Origin of the sequence: Bacterioplanoides sp. SCSIO 12839 (genome assembly GCF_024397975.1) — a bacterium.
GTDB lineage: Bacteria > Pseudomonadota > Gammaproteobacteria > Pseudomonadales > Oceanobacteraceae > Bacterioplanoides.
In genome coordinates this window covers 2105694-2130627 of sequence record NZ_CP073745.1, presented here as the reverse complement: position 1 = coordinate 2130627, position 24934 = coordinate 2105694, and the positions used below count along the sequence as shown (strand labels likewise).

General features: G+C 47.8%; 17 protein-coding genes and 3 tRNA genes. 18 read left to right on the top strand and 2 right to left on the bottom strand.

Translation table 11 applies throughout. The features are described 5' to 3' along the window. Positions 1-63: 63 nt before the first annotated feature. From KFF03_RS09820 to yvcK, 10 genes are all read left to right on the top strand, one after another. Positions 64-1326, top strand: coding sequence for a glycosyltransferase (locus KFF03_RS09820; RefSeq protein ID WP_255856713.1), 1263 nt, complete (start codon positions 64-66; stop codon positions 1324-1326). After that, the gene (locus KFF03_RS09815) at positions 1316-2833 is read left to right on the top strand and encodes a lipopolysaccharide biosynthesis protein (protein WP_255856712.1); all 1518 of its coding nucleotides are present in this window, start codon (positions 1316-1318) and stop codon (positions 2831-2833) included. Before KFF03_RS09820 ends, KFF03_RS09815 begins: the two co-directional genes overlap by 11 nt. 214 nt (positions 2834-3047) lie before the next feature. Further along, positions 3048-3401 (top strand): STAS domain-containing protein, encoded by a 354-nt coding sequence (locus tag KFF03_RS09810; RefSeq protein WP_255856711.1) that lies wholly within the window; start codon positions 3048-3050, stop codon positions 3399-3401. 121 nt (positions 3402-3522) lie between these two features. After that, on the top strand, positions 3523-4593 hold the full coding sequence (locus tag KFF03_RS09805) for an OmpA family protein (protein WP_255856710.1): 1071 nt from the start codon (positions 3523-3525) through the stop codon (positions 4591-4593). A gap of 2 nt (positions 4594-4595) precedes the next feature. Continuing rightward, entirely contained in the window at positions 4596-6869 is a 2274-nt protein-coding gene (locus KFF03_RS09800) for an SLBB domain-containing protein (RefSeq protein WP_255856709.1), read from the top strand. Continuing rightward, entirely contained in the window at positions 6866-7666 is an 801-nt protein-coding gene (locus KFF03_RS09795) for a CpsD/CapB family tyrosine-protein kinase (RefSeq protein WP_255856708.1), read from the top strand. Before KFF03_RS09800 ends, KFF03_RS09795 begins: the two co-directional genes overlap by 4 nt. A gap of 69 nt (positions 7667-7735) precedes the next feature. Then, the gene (locus KFF03_RS09790; RefSeq protein ID WP_255856707.1) at positions 7736-10648 is read left to right on the top strand and encodes an ATP-binding protein; all 2913 of its coding nucleotides are present in this window, start codon (positions 7736-7738) and stop codon (positions 10646-10648) included. A 64-nt stretch (positions 10649-10712) separates the two neighbouring features. Then, positions 10713-12293, top strand: a complete 1581-nt coding sequence (locus KFF03_RS09785; RefSeq protein ID WP_255856706.1) for a SpoIIE family protein phosphatase — start codon at positions 10713-10715, stop codon at positions 12291-12293. A gap of 26 nt (positions 12294-12319) precedes the next feature. After that, on the top strand, positions 12320-13780 hold the full coding sequence (locus KFF03_RS09780; RefSeq protein ID WP_255856705.1) for a sigma-54 dependent transcriptional regulator: 1461 nt from the start codon (positions 12320-12322) through the stop codon (positions 13778-13780). Further along, a complete protein-coding gene (yvcK, locus tag KFF03_RS09775) occupies positions 13767-14684 on the top strand; it encodes a uridine diphosphate-N-acetylglucosamine-binding protein YvcK (protein WP_255856704.1) in 918 nt (305 codons plus the stop codon). The genes KFF03_RS09780 and yvcK overlap by 14 nt, the downstream gene beginning before the upstream one ends. Here the strand turns inward: yvcK and KFF03_RS09770 are convergent. Then, on the bottom strand, positions 14650-15729 hold the full coding sequence (locus KFF03_RS09770; RefSeq protein ID WP_255856703.1) for a glycosyltransferase family 4 protein: 1080 nt from the start codon (positions 15727-15729) through the stop codon (positions 14650-14652). The two genes, yvcK and KFF03_RS09770, sit on opposite strands and share 35 nt — an antisense overlap. 277 nt (positions 15730-16006) lie before the next feature. Here KFF03_RS09770 and KFF03_RS09765 point away from each other — a divergent pair, with 277 nt between their 5' ends. Then, positions 16007-17008, top strand: coding sequence for an NAD(P)-dependent oxidoreductase (locus KFF03_RS09765; RefSeq protein WP_255856702.1), 1002 nt, complete (start codon positions 16007-16009; stop codon positions 17006-17008). A gap of 4 nt (positions 17009-17012) precedes the next feature. On the opposite strand, the gene folD is transcribed toward KFF03_RS09765, so the two are convergent. Next, complete coding sequence (gene folD / locus KFF03_RS09760) at positions 17013-17867, bottom strand: bifunctional methylenetetrahydrofolate dehydrogenase/methenyltetrahydrofolate cyclohydrolase FolD (RefSeq protein ID WP_255856701.1); 855 nt, start codon at positions 17865-17867, stop codon at positions 17013-17015. Between the two features lie 230 nt (positions 17868-18097). On the opposite strand from folD, the gene KFF03_RS09755 reads away from it, so the two are divergent. The 7 genes from KFF03_RS09755 to lon all read left to right on the top strand — a co-directional run bounded on the left by KFF03_RS09755 (position 18098) and on the right by lon (position 24891). Next, a tRNA-Pro gene (locus KFF03_RS09755) sits at positions 18098-18174 on the top strand. Positions 18175-18212: 38 nt separating this feature from the next. After that, a tRNA-Arg gene (locus KFF03_RS09750) sits at positions 18213-18289 on the top strand. A 40-nt stretch (positions 18290-18329) separates the two neighbouring features. Continuing rightward, positions 18330-18405: transfer RNA gene (locus tag KFF03_RS09745), tRNA-His, on the top strand. 171 nt (positions 18406-18576) lie between these two features. Further along, entirely contained in the window at positions 18577-19902 is a 1326-nt protein-coding gene (gene tig, locus KFF03_RS09740; RefSeq protein ID WP_255856700.1) for a trigger factor, read from the top strand. Between the two features lie 144 nt (positions 19903-20046). Continuing rightward, the gene (clpP, locus tag KFF03_RS09735) at positions 20047-20673 is read left to right on the top strand and encodes an ATP-dependent Clp endopeptidase proteolytic subunit ClpP (protein WP_255856699.1); all 627 of its coding nucleotides are present in this window, start codon (positions 20047-20049) and stop codon (positions 20671-20673) included. 79 nt (positions 20674-20752) lie between these two features. Continuing rightward, positions 20753-22039 (top strand): ATP-dependent Clp protease ATP-binding subunit ClpX, encoded by a 1287-nt coding sequence (gene clpX, locus KFF03_RS09730; protein ID WP_255856698.1) that lies wholly within the window; start codon positions 20753-20755, stop codon positions 22037-22039. 464 nt (positions 22040-22503) lie between these two features. Then, positions 22504-24891 (top strand): endopeptidase La, encoded by a 2388-nt coding sequence (lon, locus tag KFF03_RS09725; protein ID WP_255856697.1) that lies wholly within the window; start codon positions 22504-22506, stop codon positions 24889-24891. Positions 24892-24934: the final 43 nt, after the last annotated feature.

Here is a 24934-nt window from a genome sequence, read left to right as displayed (position 1 = left end):
TAGCTGAATGAAAAAACGCAGCACGGCCTAAGTGTGAATAGAAGTGCAAATCGGAGCGTGAGTATGAAAACAATTTTATATGTGATTCCAGAGTTCCCGGTGGCAAGTGAAACTTTTATCACCACAGAGATAAAAGCAATTGAACGTCAGGGCCATCGGGTTGTCCCGGTGTGCTTAAAAAGACGTGATGAGCCATGTCAGGCTGGGGATGAAAAACTGAATGAGCGCTTTCTATCACTATCCGATGTGTCTTTTATTGCCGTACTTAAATACCTGATTTTATGGGGTTTTCAGTTGCTTTTTGCGTTGCTGAAAGGTGACGAATATTTGCTTTCTGTCTGGGCAGCCTTTTTGTTTGCTCGCGAACAAAAAGGCGTATCGACTCGCTCCGTATTGTTTCATGGTTTGAAAGTGTCGTATCTGGTTTGGCACTTCAGGGCACAGCATATTCACTGTCATTTTGCCTGGTCACCAGCTGTGCTGGGAATCACCGCTGCACGCCTTTCCGGTATCAGTGTTTCATTTACCAGTCATGGTTCTGATGTGTATAAAACGCCGCAGAATTTGCAAAGTAAATTGCAAAATGCAGATTTTGTTGTTGCAGTTTGCAAACGCATGTTGGATGAATTTCAAACCATGTCGCCCGAAACTCCGGTTGTTCATATTCCATGTGGTGTTGATACACACAGCTTTCATCCTGCACATAGCGACAAATCTCAGGGAAAAAACAATAAATTATTATTTTTGGGTCGCTTGTCTGAAACCAAAGGATTACCTGATTTAGTCAATGCAATTGCGAAATGTGATGCCGATATTGAAATTGATATCGCCGGTGATGGGCCACTGAAGCAAGCCTTGCAGGAGCAGGTCGCTGAACTGGGTCTGCATCAGCAAGTTCACTTTATTGGCGCGGTTTCACGCCAATGGGTGATGACCCATATTACCGATTATCAGGCACTGGTACTGCCATTTTGCAAAACAGCCGACGGCATTATGGACACCGGGCCGTTGGTCTTAAAAGAAGCGATGGCTTGTAAAGTTCCGGTTGTGACCACAGACCTGATGGCCAGTGGCGAAATCCTTGATCCACATTGCGCCTGGGTCGCCAGACATAATGATGCCGATGATCTGGCCCGGGTACTGAATCAGTTGGTTGAGGATTTGTCTCAGGCGGATGGTCAACAGCGGATTCGTGCCATAACCGGTTTGGCCCATCATAAGCTGACATGTTGTTTCAGCGCGGATGTCTGTGCATTGCAACTTTCCCGTCAATTTGAGTCAGCTCATGCCGGCTATCAGGTCGAGGTAATGCATCATGAAATCTGAGGCTCATCATTCTGAACCTGCTCCATCCGGTGCGTTATCTCAGGCCATGTATTACGGCATTGGTATTGTGTTGATGAAAGGCGTGTCCCTGTTGATGATGCCTTATCTCACCAGACAGCTGACGCCTACAGAATATGGTTTGTTAGAAACACTGGTGGTATTGGCTGATATTGGCACCATCGTGATTGGTTTCGGGTTGGTTGAGGCCTTGTATCGTTTTGTTGGTGAGGCGCAAGGGTCACAACGAGAGAGCATTATTGCCAGTTGTACCGGGCTGACCCTGCTGATTACCCTGATTGCCATCGTATTGCTGATGATGACTCAAAGTGCATTGGTGTCTGTATTACCTGAAGGCATTGGCCAAACAGAGTTGTGGTTAATTGCGGTGCCAACTTTGGCCGAAGGCCTGATCGTGATCCCGTTAACTCTGATGCGGATGCAATCCATGGCGAAGCAGTTTTGTTTCTATAACGTGATCAAGGTACTGGTACAGGCCAGCCTGATTGTTCTGTTGCTGGAATCTGGCCGTCGAGAAGGAGCCAGTGTGTACAGCAATATTCAAGCGGTATTGATTGCAGGAGCGATTGCCAGTGGTTTGCTGGTTTGCCTGTTGCTCCGGTTTCTGCTGCAGCAGAGCGGTGGCTTCAGCAAAATTGTCAGCCTGAATCGAACGGTTATCGGTCAGCTCAGTCGTTATGGTGGCCCGATCGTGTTAAGCCGTATGGGGCTGTTTGCCATTACCGGACTGGATCGTTGGTTACTGGCGGATTGTATTGGTGTTGAGCAGCTGGCGGTATATGCCATTGCCAGCAAATTTGCGCTGATTCTGGGGCTGATGATGCAGCCGTTTGCACTGTGGTGGTTTCCGACACGTTTTCAGCTTTTACAGCAAACCAATGGCAAGCAGCAGTGTGCTGATTTTGCTTTGCTGGGTACCAATATCGGTATTTTTCTCGGGGCGGCGATGGTGCTGACCTTGCCAGCCTTTGTGTTACTGGTGCTGCCGCAAAGTTACCACGCCGCTGCCAGTATTGTTGTGTGGCTGGCGCTGGTGAATATTCTTAAAAATGCCGGTGATTTACTGAATCTGGGTTGTTTTGCCGGTAACTCCAGTCAGTCGCAGATGTGGATTCAGTGGATGTGTGCTGCCGTCGCGATCATGGGTTATTGGTGGTTGGTGCCGGAGCACGGGGTTTGGGGTGCTGTTTGGGTGTTATTGCTGGTATATGGCTTACGTCTGCTGAGTTTTTATGTGGTGAGTCAATATTGGCTGCCACTGCCATATCAGCATCGCCAGTGGGTCTCGAGTGTGGTAATCACAGGGGTTTTGCTCGCCTGCTATCACGGGTTGACTCACAGTTGGAGTGAAGCTTGGCAGCTAGCCACCGGGCTGAGTTTCGCAGTGCTGATGTTGGTGTTGATGTTTATGATGCGGGTGTTTCCGCTGACCTTTGTTCAGCGCCTGATGTTGCGTCAGCGCCTGATGTTGCGTCAGCGCCTGCGTTAGTCATCAGGCTGTGAGCTGTCAACGCTGTTACTGAAATCACCATATTGCAAAACAAGCCGCATTGCATTTTGCAAATCATCTTGAGAAATCGCTTCCTTGCGCCGCCAAATCAGGCGGCTAGTCGTCTTAACTCTTTGAAAATATTGAGTTTATTTGGTTTGGCATTGGCCTTGCTCAACTCTTCTTGTATTCAAAAAAGATCGGAGAATGAGCCATGAGTTTTGTCAGCTATGTATGTAATGAAGATCAGGTCATCAGCTTAAGCGGCGATTTTGATGTCAGTAGTGTTGGCAGCGTTCGCAACCTGTTTGAAGACCTGGCGGTGAATGGCAGTGATGTGATTGTGGATCTGAGTGAGGTCCGCTTTATCGATTCGTCAGGCATTGGTGCTTTGGTGTTTTTATACAAGCGCTTAGTGGCACAGCAGCATCAGATGGTATTGATTGGTGTGCAAGGCCAGCCAAAAGAGTTGTTAGACATTTTAAAAATCACCAACACGATCCCTGTGTTTGAGTCTTTATCCAATTATCTGAGCGACAAAAATAGCTCAGCGGCCGTAGTTCATTAACAAAAGGGTTCATTAAGCAGAAAGATTTATTAATCAAGAAGGCTTCATCAAGCCAGAAGACGATTCAGGAGTTAGCGCGATGCAGATTACTCTTCACACATGGGTTACCCCGGTTCTCTCAGTGGCTTCAGCTGTAGCCGTTCTTACTTTGACCGGCTGCAGCAGCTGGCCAGAGCATGGGCAGGGCGGCGATGTGCAGGTGGATACCAGTCGCCAGTATTACCTGGATCAGATCGATGATTGGATGGGAATTCTGCCGGAGTCAAAAGGGGCGCTGGAGACTCAATGGCAGCTTCATAACCTGAAGTTGGATACGCTGATTTTACGTGGCGCTCGTGAATGTATTCCGGCGCGTGTCCGTGAAGTCACACTGATGTCACAACGCGCACGTCGTGAGTTAGACGGTAATCTGTTAGAAGATGCGCGTAATACACTGGTGATTGTGCATCGCGAAGTTGACGAGCTGGAACGTCGTTTAATTTATATTAAGCGCCATACCCATTGCCCTGAAAATGTTGCTACCCGCAGCGTCAACGTTGAAAGTAGCCAGAAACGTGATGCCGAATTTCGTTATCGTTATGCGTTGTATATGCTGCGTCATTTATTAAACAGCGATAATGCCTTTGCTAACGACTCCGATCATCTGGCACCTCTGTACCGTGAGCATTTATTGGTCGCGAGTCGTTATTTAAAAGCCTACCCACAATTAATTCTGCGTTTGAATGGCCATACCGATTCCAATGCGTCTTACGATTACAACCAGGATTTATCTCTGCGTCGCGCACGTCAGGTTCGCGATGAATTAGCCGCTTTAGGCATTGAAGAAGATCGTATGATCATTCGTGCATTTGGCGAACATTTACCGCGCGCAACCAACAATACCTGGGCCGGTCGATTAAAAAATCGCCGGGTCCATATTGAAGTCCTGGAACCGAAACCAACGCTGGATCAGCTGTATATCGAATTGGACCAACAGTTTGGTTTTACCCACTCTTCCGGCGCTGAACACGATTTGTCTGAAGCTGTTACTAAAGAAAGTATTGTTAAATCGGAGCGGGTCAATCAATGGCAATTTGATGTTCGGGATGTTGAAGACACCTCCAAAACGCAAACTCAACGCTACTTAAATGACGATTTTTCTTATTCGTATCACGAAGCGTATGAGCAACGATCGCGTCAGCAGGGAGAATAATCATGACCCGTTTATTTTTTCGAATGTTTTTTTTGAGCTGGGTAGGACTTGCTCTGATTGGAGTGGCCAACTCTGCCATGGCACAGAACCCTGCGACGCAAAACGACGAGCTGGAGCAAATGGCTCAGGAGCTGCGCGAAATGCTGGCGGTCAACGAAGCCAACGACGTATTGGAACAAGCGGCAGCGCAGCAACAAACACAATCATCTGGTGAGCAAATCCATATTGGCGATGTCTTGTTTATCGCGCTGCCGGGGGAAGAAGAATTAAATCAGGATTTTCCAGTCGATAACCGTGGCGTGATTGTACTGCCGGAAGTGGGTGAAATTCCGGTAGCAGGTATGCAGTTAAATCATGCACGTATTGCCATCGAACAAGCACTGGCCTCGGTTTATCGCGATGTTACCCGTTTGGATGTTGCTATCCGCGAAAAACGCTTATTAGTCACCGTATTGGGGTACGTTAATAATCCGGGTCAGGTAGAACTGCCCGTCGATGCAACGGGTCGTGCCAACGTACAAATGGCGTTAAGCCTGGCGGGTGGTGTTCGTAAGGGTGCTCAGCTGGATAAAATGCAGTTAAAACGTCAGTCAGCTGATGGTGAGCAGGTCATTGAGTTTAATTTTAAGGCGTATCTGGATAGCGGTAACGATGACATTATTCCTGCCTTGAGCAGTATGGATACCTTGTTTATTCCAGCTTCACCGTTAATTGGTAACGTTCAGGCAGACTTTGATGCCGCGACGTTATTATCCGGTGGTGATGCCGCAGAAGATCAAAATGCCATTAAAGTCTTCGGTGAAGTTCAGAACCCGGGTTTATTTTCGTTCAAACAACACAGCACTGTGATCGATGTGATTATGCGCGCCGGTGGTGTGACCCGTTACGCCGGGGTGGAGCAAATCCGCATTATTAATAACAACGTTCCAACCTTATTTAATTTAAAAGCGTATCTCGATAACGGTGACGGTAATAAGCTGATTAAACTGGAAAAAGGCGCCACGGTGTTTGTACCGATTGCGGCAAAAGAAGTAAAAGTTGGTGCCCGCATGGTGTATGTGATGGGTGAAGTGCCTAAGCCAGGTGCCTTTGAGAATCAGGAAGGGGCAACGTTTCTGGATATTCTGGCGAATGCCGGTGGCCCAACACGCTTTGCCGAAACCCGTCAGATTCGCTTATTACGCGCTAACGGCGATGTGGTGCCATTCGATTTGCAGCAATATACCGAGCAGGGCAGCAGTGTTGGCTTACCAGAAATTATTGCCGGTGACGCGATTTTTGTACCGGAAAAAACCGCTACCGATGAAAACTCCTGGTTAAAAGTGCCGCCTTCACGTGCCATTTATATTATGGGTGCGGTGCGTCGCCCGGGCCGTTATGAATGGTCGGATGAAATGTCGGTCTTCGATTTATTGGCCCATGCCGGTGGTCCGGAAGAGCGTGCTGATATTGCTGCGACCCAAATTGTGATGCGTCATGAAGATGGTCGAGTTGAAAGTAAGGTGTTTGATCTGGCGTCGTTTAATGAAAATGGTGGCCATATTGAAGACCTGCCGGTTTTAAAAGCTGGTTACACCGTGATGGTGCCGGAATTACCACAAGATCCAACGGACAATAAATCCAAATGGCTGCGTCAGGCACCGGAGCGTTCGATCTATCTGTTCGGTGAGGTCAATGCTGCAGGTCGTTATGCCTTTGATGAAAGCATGGGCTTTTTAGATATCTTGTCGGCGGCCGACGGCCCATCAACCAACGCCGATATTCATAATATTCGCATCATGCACCGCGACGGCAATAAGCCACGTGTGTCGCGCCTGAATCTGGCGATGTATTTTGAAACCGGTGATGAAACCCTGCTGCCAGACGTAAAACCGGGTGACAGTATTTATATCCCGGAAAAAGACCGCAACTGGCTGGATGAAGAAAAAGAAACCACCGTGCGTGTGCTGGGCTCAGTCGCTAAGCCGGGTCGTTACCGCTTTAATGACAATATGACCATTCTCGATCTGCTGGCTCAGGCTGGTGGCCCAACCGAAGCGGCCTATGTTGAACGCATTGTGGTGGTGAACGCTTCCTGTTGTGACGAACAATCGGCTTCGTTTGACCTGGTTGAATTTGTTAAGGATCCGGACTTTGCCACGCTGCCGGTGATTCGTGAGGGTGATACGGTCTATGTGCCGAACGTGACCCGCAGTAACTGGCGTGTGTTTATGCAAGGGGTGACGGATGTCCTGAGTATTCTTTCAGTTTATGCATTAGGAGCGGCAGCGTTATGAATCATTTTGTGAAAAGCCCTGAGGTTGAATCCATCTCGGTAACGTCTGAAAAGGTCGAACTACCGATCCATTACGCGGAGTTAGAAAGCATTTATTCACAAACCATTGATCGGGGAGTTCGCAGCCTGGCCATTACCTCTTGTCATGGTAGTGAAGGTGTTACCACTCTGGCGTGTGCATTGGCTAAGCGTGCACTGGCTGGGGGGCACAAAACCTTGCTGGTGGACATGAACTTCTGTCGCCCGGCACTTGCGCGTGAACTGGATATCGAAGAGAAGCCATGGCAGGACCTGGAGGGCTTTATGTCTTCAGAGATTGCTTATCCGGATCAAACCCACGCCGTATCCTCACCTGCTGATGTTGTGCCATCAGGCCTGGCAGTATTGCCAGCCCCCGTTACGCCAACCGGTAATCTGATGCTGCGGGAAAAACACTTTCTCAGCGCTTGTTTGCAGGCCTGGCTGAAGGAGTTTGATGTGGTGATCATCGATACTTCGCCGGTCAACGCGATTAATCGCCATAACTTGCCCGCCGAACGGATCGCAGCTGAATGTGATGGTGTGTTGTTGACGGTACGTTCGGGAGTTACGCGCCAGGCTGAATTGAGCATGGCGATGGAGCGATTGTCTGGTATGGGCGTTCAGCTTTCAGGGTGTGTGTTTAACGATATCAATTCGCCGACGTTGGGTGATGAAATTATCCGCGAAAGTTATCGCTTACAGCGTTGGTTGCCCGGCCTGATGGGTCGGATTCGTCGTTGGGTCAGAGAGTCGCCGGTGTTAAATATGAGTGTTTAAGCGTGATTGCTTGGGGATGCTTAGCGGCAATGGTCTAGACTGAGACAGGGAAGTGCGAGAGAGAATGGAATGTTTTATAAAAAACGCCGTTGGGCGACACATCTGAAGCAACCCAGGCGCTATTCGGCCAGAGTGAATCAACACCGTTCTGCTGCAGTTTGTTGCTCAAGGCATGTTACGGAAGAGGAAAAATCATTGTTAGCTGAGGTGCTTGGTGCGATTCCGGGGTCCTGGCTGATGGTTGATGAAGACCAGCATCTGGTTGCTTACAATGACGAAGCCTTAACCACACTCGGGGTTTCTAAACTATCTGACCGCGCGGTTCAGTATCATTTCCCGGCGTTGAAACTGCGCCAGACATTATCTGAGCTTTCGACGTCTGAGCATGCTTCTATTCAGCAATCATCGGTTGCCCGAGCGGCTGGTAATGATTTATTTCCGGTCGATGTGGCGTTTAAGCGTTTTTCGCATGGCAATAACCATTTTATTTTGCTGCATTTTTACAACGTCAGTGAGCGTGAAGCCGATATTGATTTCCTGAAAATGGAACACGCAGTTCATTCAACCATTATCGATAATAACGTGAATGCCATTGTACTGATCAATCAGGACGATGAGGTTGAAGAGTTTAATATTGCCGCGTGTCAGATGTTTGGGTATCTGCGTGAAGAGGTTATTGGCCAATCGTTGGCTGATCTGATTATTCCTCCAGAAGCACGAGCCTTTCACCGTGCCGGGTTAAAAAATTATCAGAAAAATGGTTCCGGTTCTTTTATCAATCGTCGTGTTGAAGTGATCGCACAACGCCGTAATGGCGAGAAGTTTCCGGTTGAACTCACGCTGTTTCCATTACATATCTCCGGATTAACCTACTTTTCCGCCTCATTGCAGGATATATCCGAACGTAAGCAATACGTTGAAGATTTGTCTGAAGCCAGAGATATGGCCGAACGGGCGAATAAATACAAATCCCAGTTTGTGGCATCCATGTCTCATGAAATTCGTACGCCATTAAATGCAGTATTAGGTTTATTAGGTTTGCTGCAAGAAACAGAGTTGGAGAATACACAGCGCCATTATGTGGATACTGCACTCAATTCAGGACAGGGATTATTGACCATTCTTAATGACGTGCTGGATTTTTCGAAAATCGAAGCGGGCAAGCTGGTACTGGAGCAGGATGATTTTAATCTGTTGAGTTTGGTATACGATATTGTTGACCTCCTCAGCAGCCGTGCCGCAGAAAAAGGCGTTATTTTATGCTGTTATGTGGATCCATTAATTCCGTCGTTACTGACGGGAGACTCCGGTCGTATTCGTCAGGTATTGATGAACCTGGTTGGTAATGCGGTTAAATTTACCGAGCAGGGAGCGGTGATTGTTCGGGTTGATCTGCACAAACAAACGGATGATCAGGTTGTGCTTGGCTTCAGTGTCGAAGACAGTGGCATTGGAATCTCACCGGAAGATCAGAAAAAGCTGTTTGATGAATTTGTTCAGGCCGATGGCAATGATACGCGCCGGTTCGGAGGAACGGGGTTGGGATTATCCATCAGCCGGAAGTTATTAACCTTAATGAACTCCGAAATGTCATTGCGCAGCCGACCAGGAAAAGGCTCAACCTTTTCGTTTTCATTGTTGTTGTCATCGGTGGCTGAAACATCGCTTCATGCGGATAAACCTGCTCTGAGTGATATAAAAATTGGTACCTGGTTTGACCGTGATAAACCGTCTTTATTATTAAAAGAACAGTTTATGTCGTTGGGTGCCGTGACGCATAACATTGAGTGTTATGAGGATTATGCAGAATTGCTGCAGGATGGTGATATTGAAGTCGCTATCATCGAGTTTCGTGTATTGGAGCAGTCAGCAGAATCGATGTTGCAACAATTGAAAGCTCTGCACGGCGATATTCCATTGGTTCTTTTAATCGAAGGTAATAACCAGGCCCTGATTCAACATTATCAGTCAATTGGTTTTGACCTGTGTTTGCCATCTCACTACCGTCCGCAATGGTTGGCTAAATCACTCATTGCCTTATTAAATAACGAAACCACTCAGCCGGATGAAATTCGCTCGGAGCTTATGCGTTTGCCGGCGGAAGGTTTCTCTTTTCGCATCTTGCTGGCTGAAGATAGCCAGGCTAACCAGTTGGTTGCCATTAATATGTTGGAAGCCGGAGGCTATTCGGTTGATGCCGTTGCGAATGGGATTGAAGCCGTGCGTGCCGTACAGAACCTGCCTTATGATCTGGTGTTGATGGATTTGCAAATGCCCGAAATGGATGGTCTTGAAGCCAGTCGCCAGATTCGCAAACTACCTGGAAAAATGGGCGAAACGCCTATTGTGGCGATGACCGCCAATGTCATTGCTGAGGTCAAAGAACAGTGTATTGAAGCCGGTATGCAGGGATTTGTGGCAAAACCTGTGGTGAAGCGTGATCTGTTTGCAGAATTAATTCGCTGGGTTGACGCAAAACAACAGAAAGTCATGCCCGACAAAGCCAAACCGGGCCCGCCTAATGCAGCTGAAGCCTTAGCTACCGAAACTGAAACCGCTGAAACCATAGCTGTTGATGAATTAACGGATGGTGGTGAAATAAAGGGTGCTGAGGGAAAGAACGGTGAAAGAAATAATCTGATCGACGAATTGGTATTGCAGAGATTGATCGACGATACGTCGGTTGCCGTGGTTCAGCGTATGGCCAAGGTGTTTTGTGATGAAAGTGACTTACGTATGCAAGGCATGTATCAGGCGCTCACCGAGCATGATCAGGTCGCCATGAATCGTGAAGCGCATACCCTGAAAAGCAGTGCTGCCAGTTATGGTGCTTTACCTCTTTCGCAGCTAGCTAAAACACTGGAAGCAAAAACCAAAACAGAGCTGGCGAGTGAGACAGAGTTGAAACAGCTGGATGAGTTGATTCGACAAAGCATTGAGGCATTGTCGCAACATCCTCTTTTAGCAACACCAGAAATATAAGTAACGTCATAAACATAAGTAATGCCAGAAATAGATATAACGCCAGACACATAAGGATAAGCACATGTCGATCGCCATGGGTGAGCCAGATAAGATTTTGTTTCAGCAATCTTTTCAGCTGACGTCAGCCGATGAGGCTTTTATTGCAGCGGGGCGTACTTGTGTGGCGGATTGGGTTGCTAAAACCGGCCGTACGTCGCTGGAACCACTGGTGTTATTAACCAGTGAGTGGTTGACTAATCTTTATAAACACTCGCAACAACGGCCGAAAACGGTTGGCGTTCAATTAGCCCGTCAAGATCGAGACTGGTGTTTGTCGATTTGTGACGATGGTTCCGGGTTTGTGGAATTTGACTCGTTCTGGGTGCAAGCGGATACCGAGTTTGATCAGTTAAAAATATCCGGCATGGGATTGGGATTAATTAAATCGCTGAGTGATCGGGTGGAGTATGGTTTTGCTGATTCTGAACAAGCCTGGGTTTTTAAGATTTTTATTCAGGATACTTTGCCACAGCAGCCAAAACGCATTGTGGTGATTGATGATGATCCCTCGCTGTTGATTCAGATAGAAGCCTTTTTACAACCGGATTATGAACCCGTGGTGTTTTCTCAGCCGTTGAAGGCACTGGAGTGGCTGACTCATCATTCGGCTGATTTAGTCATTTCAGATGTAAATATGCCCGAGTTAGATGGATTTAACCTCAGGGTTCGGGTGCATCAGCTGCAAGGTGCCTTGCCGTTTGTCTTTCTGACTGGAGAGAGTCCGGATGCGCTGTATCACTTGCCGATTGATGACGTGCTGCAAAAGCCCGTTAATAAAAAACAACTAACGTCTTGTATTGAGCGAGTGTTGTTGCATCACGAACAGCTGTCCCGGGTCATTGGTGAGCAATTATCGAGTGATATTACCCGCCAGCTTGCACCTGCGTTGCGAATTCAGCAACCCGGGTTTCGCCTGTTGCTGGAAAGTCGTTCATCGGGTGAAGCAAAAGGTGGTGGCGGTGATTTTGTGTTTCAGGATCAGCAACACGTTGAGGGTGAACAACATAGTCTGATCTTGCTGGCCGACGTGATGGGACACGATGCCCAGGCGCGTTTTTTTGTGCACGTGTATCACGGTTTTTTGCATGGTCTGACCCAGGGCATGCAGCAGCTGGGACTAAACATCAAGCCAGATCGCTTGCTCGGCAGTATGGCACAAGGGTTGGAGCAGGATGAGTTGATGGGTAGCAGCCTGCTAACGGCCATTGCACTAAAACTGGAAACGAATGGGCGGGTCACGCTTGCCAGTGCCGGGCACCCGGCGGCGAAACAATTAACCGCCGCTGGTTGGGTGGATCTGCAATACAGCAATGGCCCGTTACTGGGCTTTATTGCCGGGCAGTCTGGTAGCCCGTTCACTAACACGGCGATTCAGCTCGCAACACCTATGGTGCTATACACCGACGGTTTAACAGACTCGCTTTCGCCCGGGCAGCAGGTTCAGTTCTGGGGTCTGCTGGAGCGTGATCTCCGGGCAATACAAAATAGTAATGAGCCTCATGGTTCCGGCAAACTGGCGGCCATGGACTACTATGATAACTGTGTTAGTAAACAAGCCAGCGATGATGCGACCTTGCTGGTTGTGATTCCAGACACGGTTTGATTGAGCTTGCTTAAGGGAGAGGGAAGGTGCAAAACAAACGAGTGCTGATTGTTGAAGACAGTGCTTCCATGGCGGAGTTGTATAAGGAATATCTGGCTGCAGCTGGGTATCAGGCACAGATTGCCGGAACCGGTGCGGATGCGTTGGCAGCGATTGCGCAGTCTTTACCGGATGCCATTATGCTGGACATCAACCTGCCCGATATGAGCGGTATGGATATTTTACGCCAGCTTCATGAACAGAAACTCCCGGTTGTCAGCCTGATTGTTACCGGCCATGGCTCGGTGGATATGGCAGTCGAGGCAATGGCATTAGGTGCTTACGACTTTATTGAAAAGCCTTTTAGTTCCAAGCGCTTGTTAACCACGCTGGGTAATGCGCTGGAGCGCCAAACTCTGACTGAAGAGCTCGAAACCTACAAAGAAGAGTTTAATCGCGACGGTTATGAGGGTTTTATCGGGGCTTCGTTGCCCATGCAAAGTGTGTATCGCATTATTGACAGCGCCGCACCCAGTAATGCCACGGTGTTTATTACTGGTGAAAGTGGTACTGGTAAAGAGGTGTGTGCTTCAGCGATTCATCAGCGCAGTGAACGTGCGCAAAAACCCTTTATTGCCATTAATTGTGGTGCAATTCCCCGGGATCTGATGGAAAGTGAAATCTTTGGCCATACCAAAGGGGCGTTTACCGGTGCGGTATCGAGCCGTGAGGGTGCTGCCAGTCAGGCGGATGGCGGTACCTTATTCCTTGATGAGCTGTGCGAGATGGATCTGGATTTACAGACCAAACTATTGCGCTTTATTCAGACCGGCAGCTTCCAGAAAGTGGGTAGTAATAAAACTGAACGTGTTGATGTGCGGTTTATTTGTGCCACGAATAAAGACCCATTGGCTGAGGTTAAAGCCGGTAATTTCCGCGAAGACTTGTATTATCGCCTGCATGTTATTCCGATTCATCTACCGCCGTTACGTGAACGCGGGGGCGATGTTTCATTAATTCTGAATCAGTTACTGCAACAATATGCTCAGGAAGAGCAAAAACAATTTTCCGGTTTTGATAACGAAGCTCAGGCCTCGCTGTTGAATTATGAATGGCCGGGCAATGTTCGACAGCTGCAGAACGTCATCCGTAATATAGTGGTATTAAATACCGGCGGGGTGATTTCTCCCGATATGCTGCCGCCGCCATTAAACGATGTGCCGATTCCTGAAATGGTACCTAACCCGGCCTTAATGAATACGACGTCAGGTTCCACGGGAGCTATGCCAGCATCGGGTATCAGTTCAGAATCGTCTTCATTAACGCATCAGCCTCAAATGTCATTTCAACAAACCGCCATTCGTCCATTGTGGCTGGTGGAAAAAGAAGTCATTGAAGCCGCTATCGATCAGTGTGACGGTAATATTCCCAAGGCCGCAGCATTGTTGGAAGTCAGTGCTTCTACTATCTACCGTAAGCGTGAGCGTTGGGCGAATGGCAAAAACTGATGTCGCGGTAAAGAAGGTGGTGTGTATTGGTGGTGGCCATGGGTTAGGCAACTTATTGTCGTCCCTGGCGGGTTTATCCAATATTGAATTAACCGGCATTGTTGCAACCACCGATAATGGTGGCTCGACCGGGCGGTTAAAGCAGGAAGCCGATACCATTGCCTGGGGGGATTTGCGCAATTGCCTGAATCAACTGTGTCGTTCCCCCGGTATTAATCAGTTGTTGTTTGAGTATCGCTTTCAGACCAGCGGCGATCTTAACGGACATAATTTGGGTAACCTGATGTTGTATGCATTGGATCAGATGTCAGTCAGGCCCACGGATGCGATTGCGGTGATGCGCGATCTGCTGAGGATTGATACCTTTCTGTTTCCTATGTCAGATACCCCGGCAGAATTGTTGGGTCGCGATGCGGATGGTCAAACCATTGTCGGTGAATTAGCGATCGATGAATGTGATCAGTCCATCGTGGACCTGTCATTAAATAAAGCTGTGTCTGCTCCTATGGAAGTGCTCGAAAAAATTGCTGATAGTGATTTAATTGTGCTTAGTCCAGGTAGCTTTATGACCAGTGTGATGCCATCCTTGCTGGTGGAAGATCTGGCGGCTGCCATTAATCAATCGCAAGCCTGTTTGTTATTGATGGCAAATCTTAAGCCTGAATCCCTTGGCTCTGCACAACAGCGTTATTTGTTGGTGCAGCAACAGCTGGATTTATTAACACAAGCCAATGTTCGTTCGGTTGATTGCATTGCCTGGCCGGAATCCCGTGATACAGAAAAATTCCGTGATACGAACGTTCGGTTGATACCCTGGGATTTTTCCAGTGATTTATCAATGCTGCATGACTCTGAAAAGACCAGCCATTTTATGAGTGTGCTGTTATCCGGTGGCTTTGAATAGCGTGTTGGTACACGCTCATAATGCGTGGTAGACACGCCTCAACGCTGTAATGTTGTTTAGTAAAACGTTGCATACGTTGCGCTTGTAAATTTCTCTCGGCGTTTGATTGTTGCAAATATTGTTGAATGGACTGAATAAACGCAGGGTAATCATTAATGCTATGGCAGCTGTTGATATTGGCTTGTTGCAATAAATGCGGTAAGTCGCCTGCTTCTGATGCAACTACGGGTATTCCATGCGCCATTGCCTCCAATGCGACCAGTGGCAGTCCTTCATGCCGTGAGCTGATCACCAGTACACGAATGTATTGCCAATAATCTTTCATATCAACCTGCCCATAAAAATGAATATGGGGATACTTGTGTTTTAAATCGTTGCGCATGGGACCATCGCCGTACATGCAGATAGGCGTGTTAAGAGATCGCTGCGATAGTTGGTGTGTGGATGGCTGTCGTGTGGACAGTTGTTGTGTTATTTGCGCAAAAACATCTGGGCCTTTTTCGTAGGATAAACGCCCAACGTACGCAACTTCTGTTGCCAGTGTTGTTGACGATGTCTTTTCGACTTTCTGCTTTTCAATATCGTGTAGCTGGATGAAATTAGGAACAACCTGGCAATTATTCAGAAGCTGCTTAGCAATACTATCGCTAACGGCAATATTTGAACTCATTCCGGCGGTCAGTCGATCAAGAGCGTTGTATAACCGGGTTTTTCCTTTGCCGGGGTCGCCATTGTGAAAGGTTGATACCACTGGAGTGTTTGTGAGTTTACCTGCCAGTCGTCCCAAAATCCCCGCTTTATAGCCGTGAGTATGTAATACCGTGTTGGTATTTTTTAAATGATAAACAAGCTTTGTGATCGAGCCTTCTAAGTGGGTAACCGGGATGATCGGTTTTAGCTCTTCTACTAAAGGGTGATGCTGGTAGTGTTTAAATAACAATAATTCAACGTCCACCTGCTGACGATATAAGCCACGGGCAAGTTGAATGATGTGAGTCTCAATTCCGCCCATTGAACGGCTGTCTACCAGTAAAGAGATTTTCATATATGTCACCCATTTCAATAATTCGGGACTGTTTGTTTTATAGAATGCTAAAAGCGTGCCGTGAATTGATCCCCTGAATAAGGTATTTGGGTGTGATTTGCTTCGCATTTTGCAAAGTGGCTGCGGATTCCTTCTATTGAGTGGCAGAATGCAAAAATAGTTCACTATTAAATAGGTATATGGAAGAAAAACAGGGCTTTAACAGTCCTCATAGTTGGCCGTTGAATTGCTAACACTCCTTATGTTGTTTTGATGAATACATCGTGGAGAGTTTTGTATGGCAACGTATCTCGTTACTGGAGCCGCTGGTTACATCGCTTCTTATCTAATCCCTGCACTGTTACGTGAAAAACATCGGGTTGTTGCAATTGATCATCTGCCTTGCCCCGAAAATTTTAAGGGACTTAACGAGATCGTCTGGAAGCAATTTGATTTATCCAGGTCGGATGTTCTGGACGAAATATTCAGGCAATTCACTCCGGGTTGCTGCATTCATTTGGCAAAGCCTGATTCTCAGGCGCTTGATCAGTACACACCGGAAGCACGTATTCAGGCAATTTATTCTTCAGACTTTACATCGCCGGCTATTTTATCGGCGGTAAAAAACTATTTGGCACTTCTGGAAGCTGCGATTCGTTATGGCAGGGTGCCGATTGTGATGGGATCATCGGATTCGGTTTATGGCCCGAACATGTCTGCCCGGGTCTGTGAACGAAGTAGTTTGCAGCCAATTTCGGCGAAAGGATTGATGAATTTTATGATGGAGCAAAGCAGTCGATATTATTCGTTAAGGTTTGGTGTCGATATTACGATTGCACGCTTCTTTAACCTTTACGGCCCATGGCGGTCTGGTTGGCAGGGCGATGTGATATCCCGTTTTTGTCAGTCAATGACCCAGGGGGATTCGCTTCAATTATATGGTAATGGCTTGCAACAGAGGGATTTTGTTTTTATTGAAGAAGCTGTGAAAAGTCTTGAGCAACTGATTTATACCGATCAGAGAGGGTGTTCAGCATTCAATATTTGTACTTCTCAAGGCGTTTCTATTCTGCAGTTAATTTCCATGATTGAATCGGTTATTCCACCGGATGGAAGAATAGAATGTGCTGCAGGGATAGATTTTCAGAGTGCCAGACCGGGTGATTTACACTGCGCAATTGGCTCTAATGAAAAGTTATTCCGAAAAACCGGCATTAAGCCTGAGTTACCGTTGGCTGAAGGTATACGGCGCACGCTGGAGGGGATGGGGCTTTCCGCGTTACGCCGTCTGACTGTGTAAGTAATTAGTTGCGTAAGGTTTCGCAGCTGATCAGGGTGTTCTCAAGCAACTTGGCGCGCGTCATTGGCCCAACACCACCGGGAACCGGTGTAATGAAGCTGGCTCGTTGTGCTGCGGCATCAAAGTCGACGTCGCCAATTAAGCGACCGTCGTCCATGCGATTAATGCCAACATCAATGACAACGGCACCTTCCTTAATCCATTCACCTTTGACAATGCCGGGTTTGCCAACCGCCACCACCACAATATCAGCCTGGCTGACATGATGTTCCAGGTCCTGAGTAAAGCGATGACACGTCGTCACGGTGCAGCCTTTAATCAGCAGCTCCAGTCCCATGGGTCGGCCAACAATATTCGATGCGCCAACAATCACGGCATGCTGGCCGCGAACCGGCTCGCCAGTGCTGTCGAGCAGGTCAACAATACCCGCTGGTGTGCAAGGGCGTAACAGTGGCATACGTTGTGCCAGACGGCCCACATTAAAAGGGTGGAAGCCATCAACGTCTTTATCCGGCGCAATTCGTTCCAGAATTTCAGAGGCATCCAGCCCTTCCGGTAATGGTAGCTGTACCAGAATGCCGTCGACTTCACCATCGTTATTGAGTTGATCAATCAAATCTAACAACTGTTGTTGAGAGGTGGTATCCGGAAGGTCGTAGGCTTTGGAAAGAATGCCGACTTGCTCGCAGTCTTTGCGTTTATGTGACACATACACTTCGGAGGCAGGGTCATTGCCCACCAGAATAACGGCGAGGCCGGGCGCTCTCAGTCCATTGTCCAGGCGCTCCTGAACACGTGTTTTGATGGTTTCCCGTACAGCAGCCGCTGCTGCTTTACCGTCGATTAACTGAGCGGACATAAATCGTGATATCCCATGGCAAATTTTAAGAGGGCGCGATTTTCTCACGAGCAGCATTTAAAACAAAGATACCTTCTATAATAAAGGTTATGAAAATGGCATGAAGTTCCACATGAAATCGGGGAAGCGATTGTTTTTATTAATTTTTTTTAAAAAGATGTTGACGAGGCAGGGGGCGATCTATACTATGCGCAGCCACTCAAGGGGTGAACACCCCGAGAGCGTTAGATCGGGGTATAGCGCAGTCTGGTAGCGCGCCTGGTTTGGGACCAGGATGTCGGGAGTTCGAATCTCTCTACCCCGACCATTTAAAGCTCAGCTTTCAGTTGATATTTAAATGGACATGCGCCCGTAGCTCAACTGGATAGAGCATCGGCCTTCTAAGCCGAGGGTTGCAGGTTCAAGCCCTGCCGGGCGTGCCATTTGGTGCACCGTCAGTAAGACGCTTGATCCAAATTTGTGGTGGCCGTAGCTCAGTTGGTAGAGTCCAGGATTGTGATTCCTGTTGTCGCGGGTTCGATCCCCGTCGGCCACCCCACTTCTTCTCTTTTTCTAATCCTTTATTTTCTTCACTTATTAGCTGACTAAGCTGTCTACTTGCTGTTTTCTTCTTGCATTGCCTTGCGCTATAATCCGCGACCTTCTGAATTTGATGATGCTCCATGTGTATTGTGGCATCGATTTGTAAATTGTTGATTGAGAGGCATCTATGCAAGTGTCCATCGAGACCACGACTGGTCTGGAACAGGTAATGACCGTTGGCGTACCCGCTGCGGAAGTTGAAGCGCAAGTCGTAAACGAGTTGAAGCGCATTTCGCAAAGCCAAAAAAATAACCCTGGTCCTGGCTTCCGTAAGGGCAAGCCGCTGCCTCCTAAAGTTGCCAAGCAAAAGTACGGCAAACAAGCACGTATGGAAGCGGTTTACCAGCAAATGCAACAGTCTTTCTTTAAAGCTGTTCAGGATAAAGAGCTGAAATTAGCAGGTATGCCTAAGTTTGAGCCTGTTGTTGATGAAGAAGGCAAGGATCTGGAGTTCAAAGCTACTTTTGAAGTTTACCCAGAAGTAACTCTGGCGGACTTCTCTGCTATTGAAGTTGAGCAGCAGTCTGCGGAAATCAAAGATGCTGATCTGGAAACCATGGTTGAGACCTTGCGCAAGCAACAAGCTCAGTGGAATGCTTCTGAAGAAGCGGCGGCTGACGGCGATCAGCTGAATATTGACTTTGAAGGCTTTGTTGACGGTGAAGCATTTGAAGGCGGCTCTGCAGAAGGTTATGGCCTGACGCTGGGTTCTAACTCTATGATTCCTGGCTTTGAATCTGGCCTGGAAGGCGCAAAAGCGGGCGAAGAGGTGACTCTGGATGTTGCTTTCCCGGATGATTATCACAAAGAAGAGCTGAAAGGTAAGCCTGCTCAGTTCAAAGTGAAAGTTAACGAAGTTAAAAAACCAGAGCTGCCAGAGCTGAACGAAGAGTTCTACAAAGCATTTGGTGTTGAAACTACTGATGAAGCAGAATTCCGTGCAGAGATCCGTAAAAATATGGATCGTGAATTGGCTCGTGCCATCCGCACTCTGACCAAGCAACAAGTGGTTAAAGGCCTGGTTGATGCCAACGAAGTTGAAGTGCCATCGGCTCTGGTTGATCAGGAAATTGATCGTCTGCGTCAGCAAGCGGTTCAGCAGTTCGGCGGCGGTCAGCAAATGGATGCCAGCATGTTGCCAGCAGAGCTGTTCAAAGAACAGGCTGAGAAGCGTGTTGTTATTGGTTTGTTGATGAATGCTGCGATTGAAGCGAATGAACTGACTCCATCTGACGAGAAAGTGAATGAGCTGATTGAAGAGGTGGCTGCAACGTATCAGGATCCTGATCAGGTTCGTGAATACTACAGTAGCAACCCTGAGCAGCGTCAGCAGGTTGAAGCAATGGCTCTGGAAGAACAGGTCGTTGAGAAAGTTCTGGCCGGAGCGAAAGTTAGCCAGACTGAGTCAAGTTATGAAGAAATTATTCGTGCGGCCAATCAGCCAGCACAATAAGTTTCTTACAGCAGCACAATAAGTTGTCTGTAATAACTGACATTTAGCCAATCAGTGGCTAAACTCTGAAACAGCCGTTATCCATAGGATGCGGCTGTTTTTGTTAAAAAAAGAATACTCACAGATCAGGGAGTGCAGAGTCGGATGATTGACTCCATTAAGCAGCAGTCAGAAATTGTTCAGGCCAGTGGTCTGGTTCCAATGGTGGTAGAGCAGTCAGCGCGCGGAGAGCGTTCTTACGATATTTACTCCCGCCTGTTAAAAGAACGTGTCATCTTTTTGGTTGGCCCGGTTGAGGATCACATGGCTAACCTGGTCGTTGCCCAGCTGTTATTCCTTGAGTCTGAAAATCCGGATAAAGACATTCATCTGTATATCAACTCTCCGGGCGGATCGGTGACGGCTGGTATGTCGATTTACGACACCATGCAGTTTATTAAGCCAGATGTCAGTACCATGGTTATTGGTCAGGCGTGCAGTATGGGTGCCTTCCTGTTGGCAGCGGGTGCGCCAGGTAAGCGTTACAGCGTGCCGAATTCACGCGTTATGATTCACCAGCCAAGTGGTGGTGCTCAGGGGCAGGCGACTGATATTCAGATTCAGGCGCAGAATATTCAGCACACCAAAGAGCAATTGAATAAAATTTTAGCGTCTCATACCGGCCAGAGTTACGAGACAATCGCGGCAGATACTGAGCGTGACAACTTTATGGATGCGCAAACCGCGATGGAATATGGCCTGATTGATCAGGTTCTGGAGAAACGTGCCTGATTCTGTTGGTTCAGGTGCTTGAAAAATCAGGCAAAAAGCCCCATCTTTTTGCAATAAGTTATAACAATGAGGCAGTCGAATGACCGACGATACAAAAGGCAAGGGTGAAGACAGTGGCAAGCTGCTGTACTGCTCCTTCTGTGGCAAAAGTCAGCATGAAGTGCGCAAGCTGATTGCCGGGCCTTCGGTGTTCATTTGTGACGAATGTGTTGATCTCTGCAATGACATCATTCGTGAAGAGGTTCAGGAGGCTGAGAGTAAAAGTACCAATGACTCTTTGCCGACCCCTCAGGAAATCAAGACCACGCTCGATGAATACGTGATTGGTCAGGATAAAGCTAAGGTTGTCCTGGCAGTAGCGGTATACAACCACTACAAGCGTCTTCAGTTTGGCGGTAGCAAGGGTGAGGTGGAGCTGTCGAAGAGTAATATTCTTCTGATTGGTCCAACGGGTAGTGGTAAAACACTGTTAGCCGAAACTTTGGCGCGTTTGCTGAATGTTCCGTTCACTATTGCTGATGCGACAACACTGACCGAAGCGGGTTACGTCGGTGAAGATGTTGAGAATATCATTCAGAAACTGCTTCAGAAGTGTGATTACGATGTTGATAAGGCTCAGCGTGGCATTGTCTACATCGATGAAATCGACAAGATTTCGCGCAAATCTGACAATCCATCCATTACTCGCGATGTTTCTGGTGAAGGCGTGCAGCAGGCGTTGCTGAAGCTGATTGAAGGGACGGTAGCATCCGTTCCTCCGCAGGGCGGTCGTAAGCATCCGCAGCAAGAATTCTTGCAGGTTGATACGTCAAACATCCTGTTTATCTGTGGTGGCGCGTTTGCCGGTCTGGATCAGATTATTCGCGATCGTTCTGAGAAGAGTAGTATTGGTTTCTCAGCAACCGTCAAAGGTAAAGAGGACGAGCGCTCTGTTGGTGATGTCCTGCGTGATATTGAATCCGGTGATTTGGTGAAATATGGCCTGATCCCTGAGTTCATTGGTCGTTTGCCAATGGTTGCAACTCTGGATGAGCTGGATCGGGAAGCGCTGGTACGCATCCTGACTGAGCCGAAAAACTCTCTGATTCGCCAGTATGAAAAACTGTTCGAAATGGAAGATGTTGAGCTGGAATTCCGTGAGTCTGCGTTGGAAGCGGTTGCTGAGCTGGCAATGGAGCGTAAGACAGGTGCTCGAGGTTTGCGTTCTATTATGGAAGGCGCTCTGCTGGAGACCATGTATCGTGTCCCGTCAGAAGAGCATGTTGCCAAGGTGGTGGTTGAAGAGTCGGTGATTAACTCGGATGCCGAGCCATTGGTGATCTATGAAAGCAACGACGTTGGTAAGGTTTCACCGGACGATGATTGATGCTGTAGATCTTGTGGTTGCTTAGGTAGCTTTTAAAACCTGATCAGATTGCTCCTGGTCAGTCACACAAAAGAGGCGTAAGCCTCTTTTGTCGTTTATGGCGTTGAAAAATTAAGGCACCTCTGAATAATTCTGCACAGCTTCGCGCGAGTGCTGCCGGATGAGTTTGACAAGGCAACGATTGAAGAGAATGACGAGTCCTTTTCAAAATCGTTAACACAGTCAAAGCATTCGGCAGCCCGCGCCCTGCGGGGCTTGCTGAAAAAGTCCAGCTCGGTGTTGCTACTTTTTGACGTAACCCGTTATGCCTGCAAAGTAGCGCCTTGATCTGACTTTTTTCAGTAAGCCGAAGCGGGCACTGAATTATTCAGAGGTGCCTTAATTCTTTTGCTCGCCCTTGTAATTACTTTTGGCTGTCCCCACTATCATTAAATAAGAATGAAATGTCATTAAGTCAGGTGTCTATGTCTACCGAAACACTGCCGTTATTACCATTACGCGATGTTGTTGTTTTTCCCGCGATGGTGATTCCCCTTTTTGTGGGGCGTGAAAAATCCATCAATGCACTCGAAGAAGCGATGGAGTCTGATAAGCGAATCATGTTGGTTGCTCAGACAGATGCATCGGATGATGAACCAACGTTCGACAGTATGCATACTGTTGGTACGGTTGCGACCATTTTGCAGTTGTTGAAGTTGCCTGATGGTACGGTCAAGGTGCTGGTTGAAGGTGATTCTCGTGCAGAGTTGGTTAATCTGATTGATGAAGAAGCGTTGTTCCGAGGTGATATTCGCTCTGTAGCAACTGATGAATTATCTGAGCGTGAGAACGAAGTTCTGGTTCGCACATTGACCGGTAACTTTGAGCAATATGTACAGTTATCAAAGAAAGTTCCGGGAGAAGTGTTATCAACCATTTCTGGGATTGATGATGCCAGTCGCCTGGCGGATACCATTGCTGCCCATATTTCTCTGAAGTTGGATGAAAAACAGAATGTTCTGGAAATGGCCGGTGTCAAAGAACGGGCTGAGCATCTGATGGAGCTGATGGAGTCTGAAATCGATTTGCTCAAGGTTGAAAAGCGCATTCGTGGACGCGTTAAGAAGCAAATGGAGAAAAGTCAGCGTGAGTATTATCTGAATGAGCAGATGAAAGCGATTCAGAAAGAGTTGGGTGAAAGCGAAGATGGCTCTAACGAATTTGATGAGCTGACTCAGAAAATTGAACAGTCCGGCATGACCAAAGAAGCGCGCGAAAAAGCCGATGCTGAAATGAAAAAGCTGCGCATGATGTCACCGATGTCTGCTGAAGCTTCGGTTGTGCGTGGTTATCTTGATTGGCTGGTGAATCTGCCATGGAAAAAACGCAGTCGTGTCAGTCATGATCTTGAGAAGGCAGAAGAAATTCTGAATGCTGATCATTACGGCCTGGATGAGGTTAAAGAACGTATTCTTGAGTATCTGGCGGTTCAAAACCGGGTTAAGAAGGTACGTGGCGCGGTGCTTTGTCTGGTAGGGCCTCCTGGTGTTGGTAAGACGTCTCTGGGTAAATCCATTGCGCGAGCAACCAATCGTAAGTTTGTTCGTATGGCGCTGGGTGGTGTGCGTGATGAAGCCGAGATTCGTGGCCATCGTCGAACTTACATCGGTTCAATGCCCGGCAAACTGGTGCAGAAAATGTCCAAAGTGGCGGTTAAAAACCCGCTGTTTCTGTTGGATGAAATCGACAAGATGGGGATGGATCACCGTGGCGATCCGGCATCTGCGTTGCTTGAGGTTCTCGATCCGGAGCAAAACAGCAATTTTGCCGATCATTATTTAGAAGTCGACTATGACCTGTCGGATGTGATGTTTGTGTGTACCTCAAACAGCATGGATATTCCGGGCCCGCTATTGGATCGGATGGAAGTCATCCGTATTCCAGGTTATACCGAAGATGAAAAGGTGAATATTGCTAAGCGGTATCTGCTGCCGAAGCAGGTCAAGCTGAATGGCCTGAAAGACAACGAAATTAAGCTGACGGATGAGCGTCTGAAAGACATTATTCGTCACTACACCCGTGAGGCGGGTGTGCGTGGCCTTGAGCGTGAAATTGCCAAGTTGTGCCGTCGTGTGGTGAAAGCGAACATTCTTGAGAAAAATCAGACTACACGTGAAATTACTGCTGAGTTGCTGCAGGAATATCTGGGAGTTCATAAATTCCGTTATGGTCTTGCCGGAGCCGAAAACGAAATTGGTCAAGTGACGGGTCTTGCCTGGACGTCTGTGGGTGGGGAATTGCTGACGCTTGAGTCGGCAGCGACTCCGGGTAAAGGGCGCATCGTTAAGACCGGATCGTTAGGTGATGTGATGCAGGAATCGATTCAGGCGGCCCTTACCGTTGTTCGTAGTCGCTCTGCGGGTATGGGTATTGCCGCTGATTATTTTGAGAAGCATGACCTTCATGTGCATGTTCCTGAAGGCGCTACACCAAAGGATGGCCCGAGTGCAGGTATTGGTATGGCTACGGCTCTGGTATCTGTGATGACGGGTATTCCGGTGCGCGCTGATGTGGCTATGACGGGAGAGATCACACTTCGCGGTAAGGTTCTGGCCATTGGTGGTTTGAAAGAAAAGTTACTGGCGGCTCATCGTGGCGGTATTAAAACTGTGATCATCCCCAAAGAAAACGAAAAAGATTTGCGCGATATTCCTGATAATATCAAAGCGGATTTGAAAGTGATTCCGGTGGATTGGATCGATGAAGTATTGGATCTTGCGCTGGAAAGTAAACCCGATGCAGTTGGTGAAATTTTAGCCAAAGAAGATTCCGCTGCACCATCAGATGAAAAAACTCGGCCAAGCACCCACTAAGGTTGCTTGACGCTCATAGGGCGAGTTGGTATAAATCACCGCT

Bases quoted from the DNA above. Each gene is read 5' to 3' on its own strand.
- KFF03_RS09820 (WP_255856713.1), top strand. From the start codon at position 64: ATGAAAACAATTTTATATGTGATTCCAGAGTTCCCGGTGGCAAGTGAA.
- KFF03_RS09815 (WP_255856712.1), top strand. From the start codon at position 1,316: ATGAAATCTGAGGCTCATCATTCTGAACCTGCTCCATCCGGTGCGTTA.
- KFF03_RS09810 (WP_255856711.1), top strand. From the start codon at position 3,048: ATGAGTTTTGTCAGCTATGTATGTAATGAAGATCAGGTCATCAGCTTA.
- KFF03_RS09800 (WP_255856709.1), top strand. From the start codon at position 4,596: ATGACCCGTTTATTTTTTCGAATGTTTTTTTTGAGCTGGGTAGGACTT.
- KFF03_RS09795 (WP_255856708.1), top strand. From the start codon at position 6,866: ATGAATCATTTTGTGAAAAGCCCTGAGGTTGAATCCATCTCGGTAACG.
- KFF03_RS09790 (WP_255856707.1), top strand. From the start codon at position 7,736: ATGTTTTATAAAAAACGCCGTTGGGCGACACATCTGAAGCAACCCAGG.
- KFF03_RS09785 (WP_255856706.1), top strand. From the start codon at position 10,713: ATGTCGATCGCCATGGGTGAGCCAGATAAGATTTTGTTTCAGCAATCT.
- yvcK (WP_255856704.1), top strand. From the start codon at position 13,767: ATGGCAAAAACTGATGTCGCGGTAAAGAAGGTGGTGTGTATTGGTGGT.
- KFF03_RS09770 (WP_255856703.1), bottom strand. From the start codon at position 15,729: ATGAAAATCTCTTTACTGGTAGACAGCCGTTCAATGGGCGGAATTGAG.
- KFF03_RS09765 (WP_255856702.1), top strand. From the start codon at position 16,007: ATGGCAACGTATCTCGTTACTGGAGCCGCTGGTTACATCGCTTCTTAT.
- folD (WP_255856701.1), bottom strand. From the start codon at position 17,867: ATGTCCGCTCAGTTAATCGACGGTAAAGCAGCAGCGGCTGCTGTACGG.
- tig (WP_255856700.1), top strand. From the start codon at position 18,577: ATGCAAGTGTCCATCGAGACCACGACTGGTCTGGAACAGGTAATGACC.
- clpP (WP_255856699.1), top strand. From the start codon at position 20,047: ATGATTGACTCCATTAAGCAGCAGTCAGAAATTGTTCAGGCCAGTGGT.
- clpX (WP_255856698.1), top strand. From the start codon at position 20,753: ATGACCGACGATACAAAAGGCAAGGGTGAAGACAGTGGCAAGCTGCTG.
- lon (WP_255856697.1), top strand. From the start codon at position 22,504: ATGTCTACCGAAACACTGCCGTTATTACCATTACGCGATGTTGTTGTT.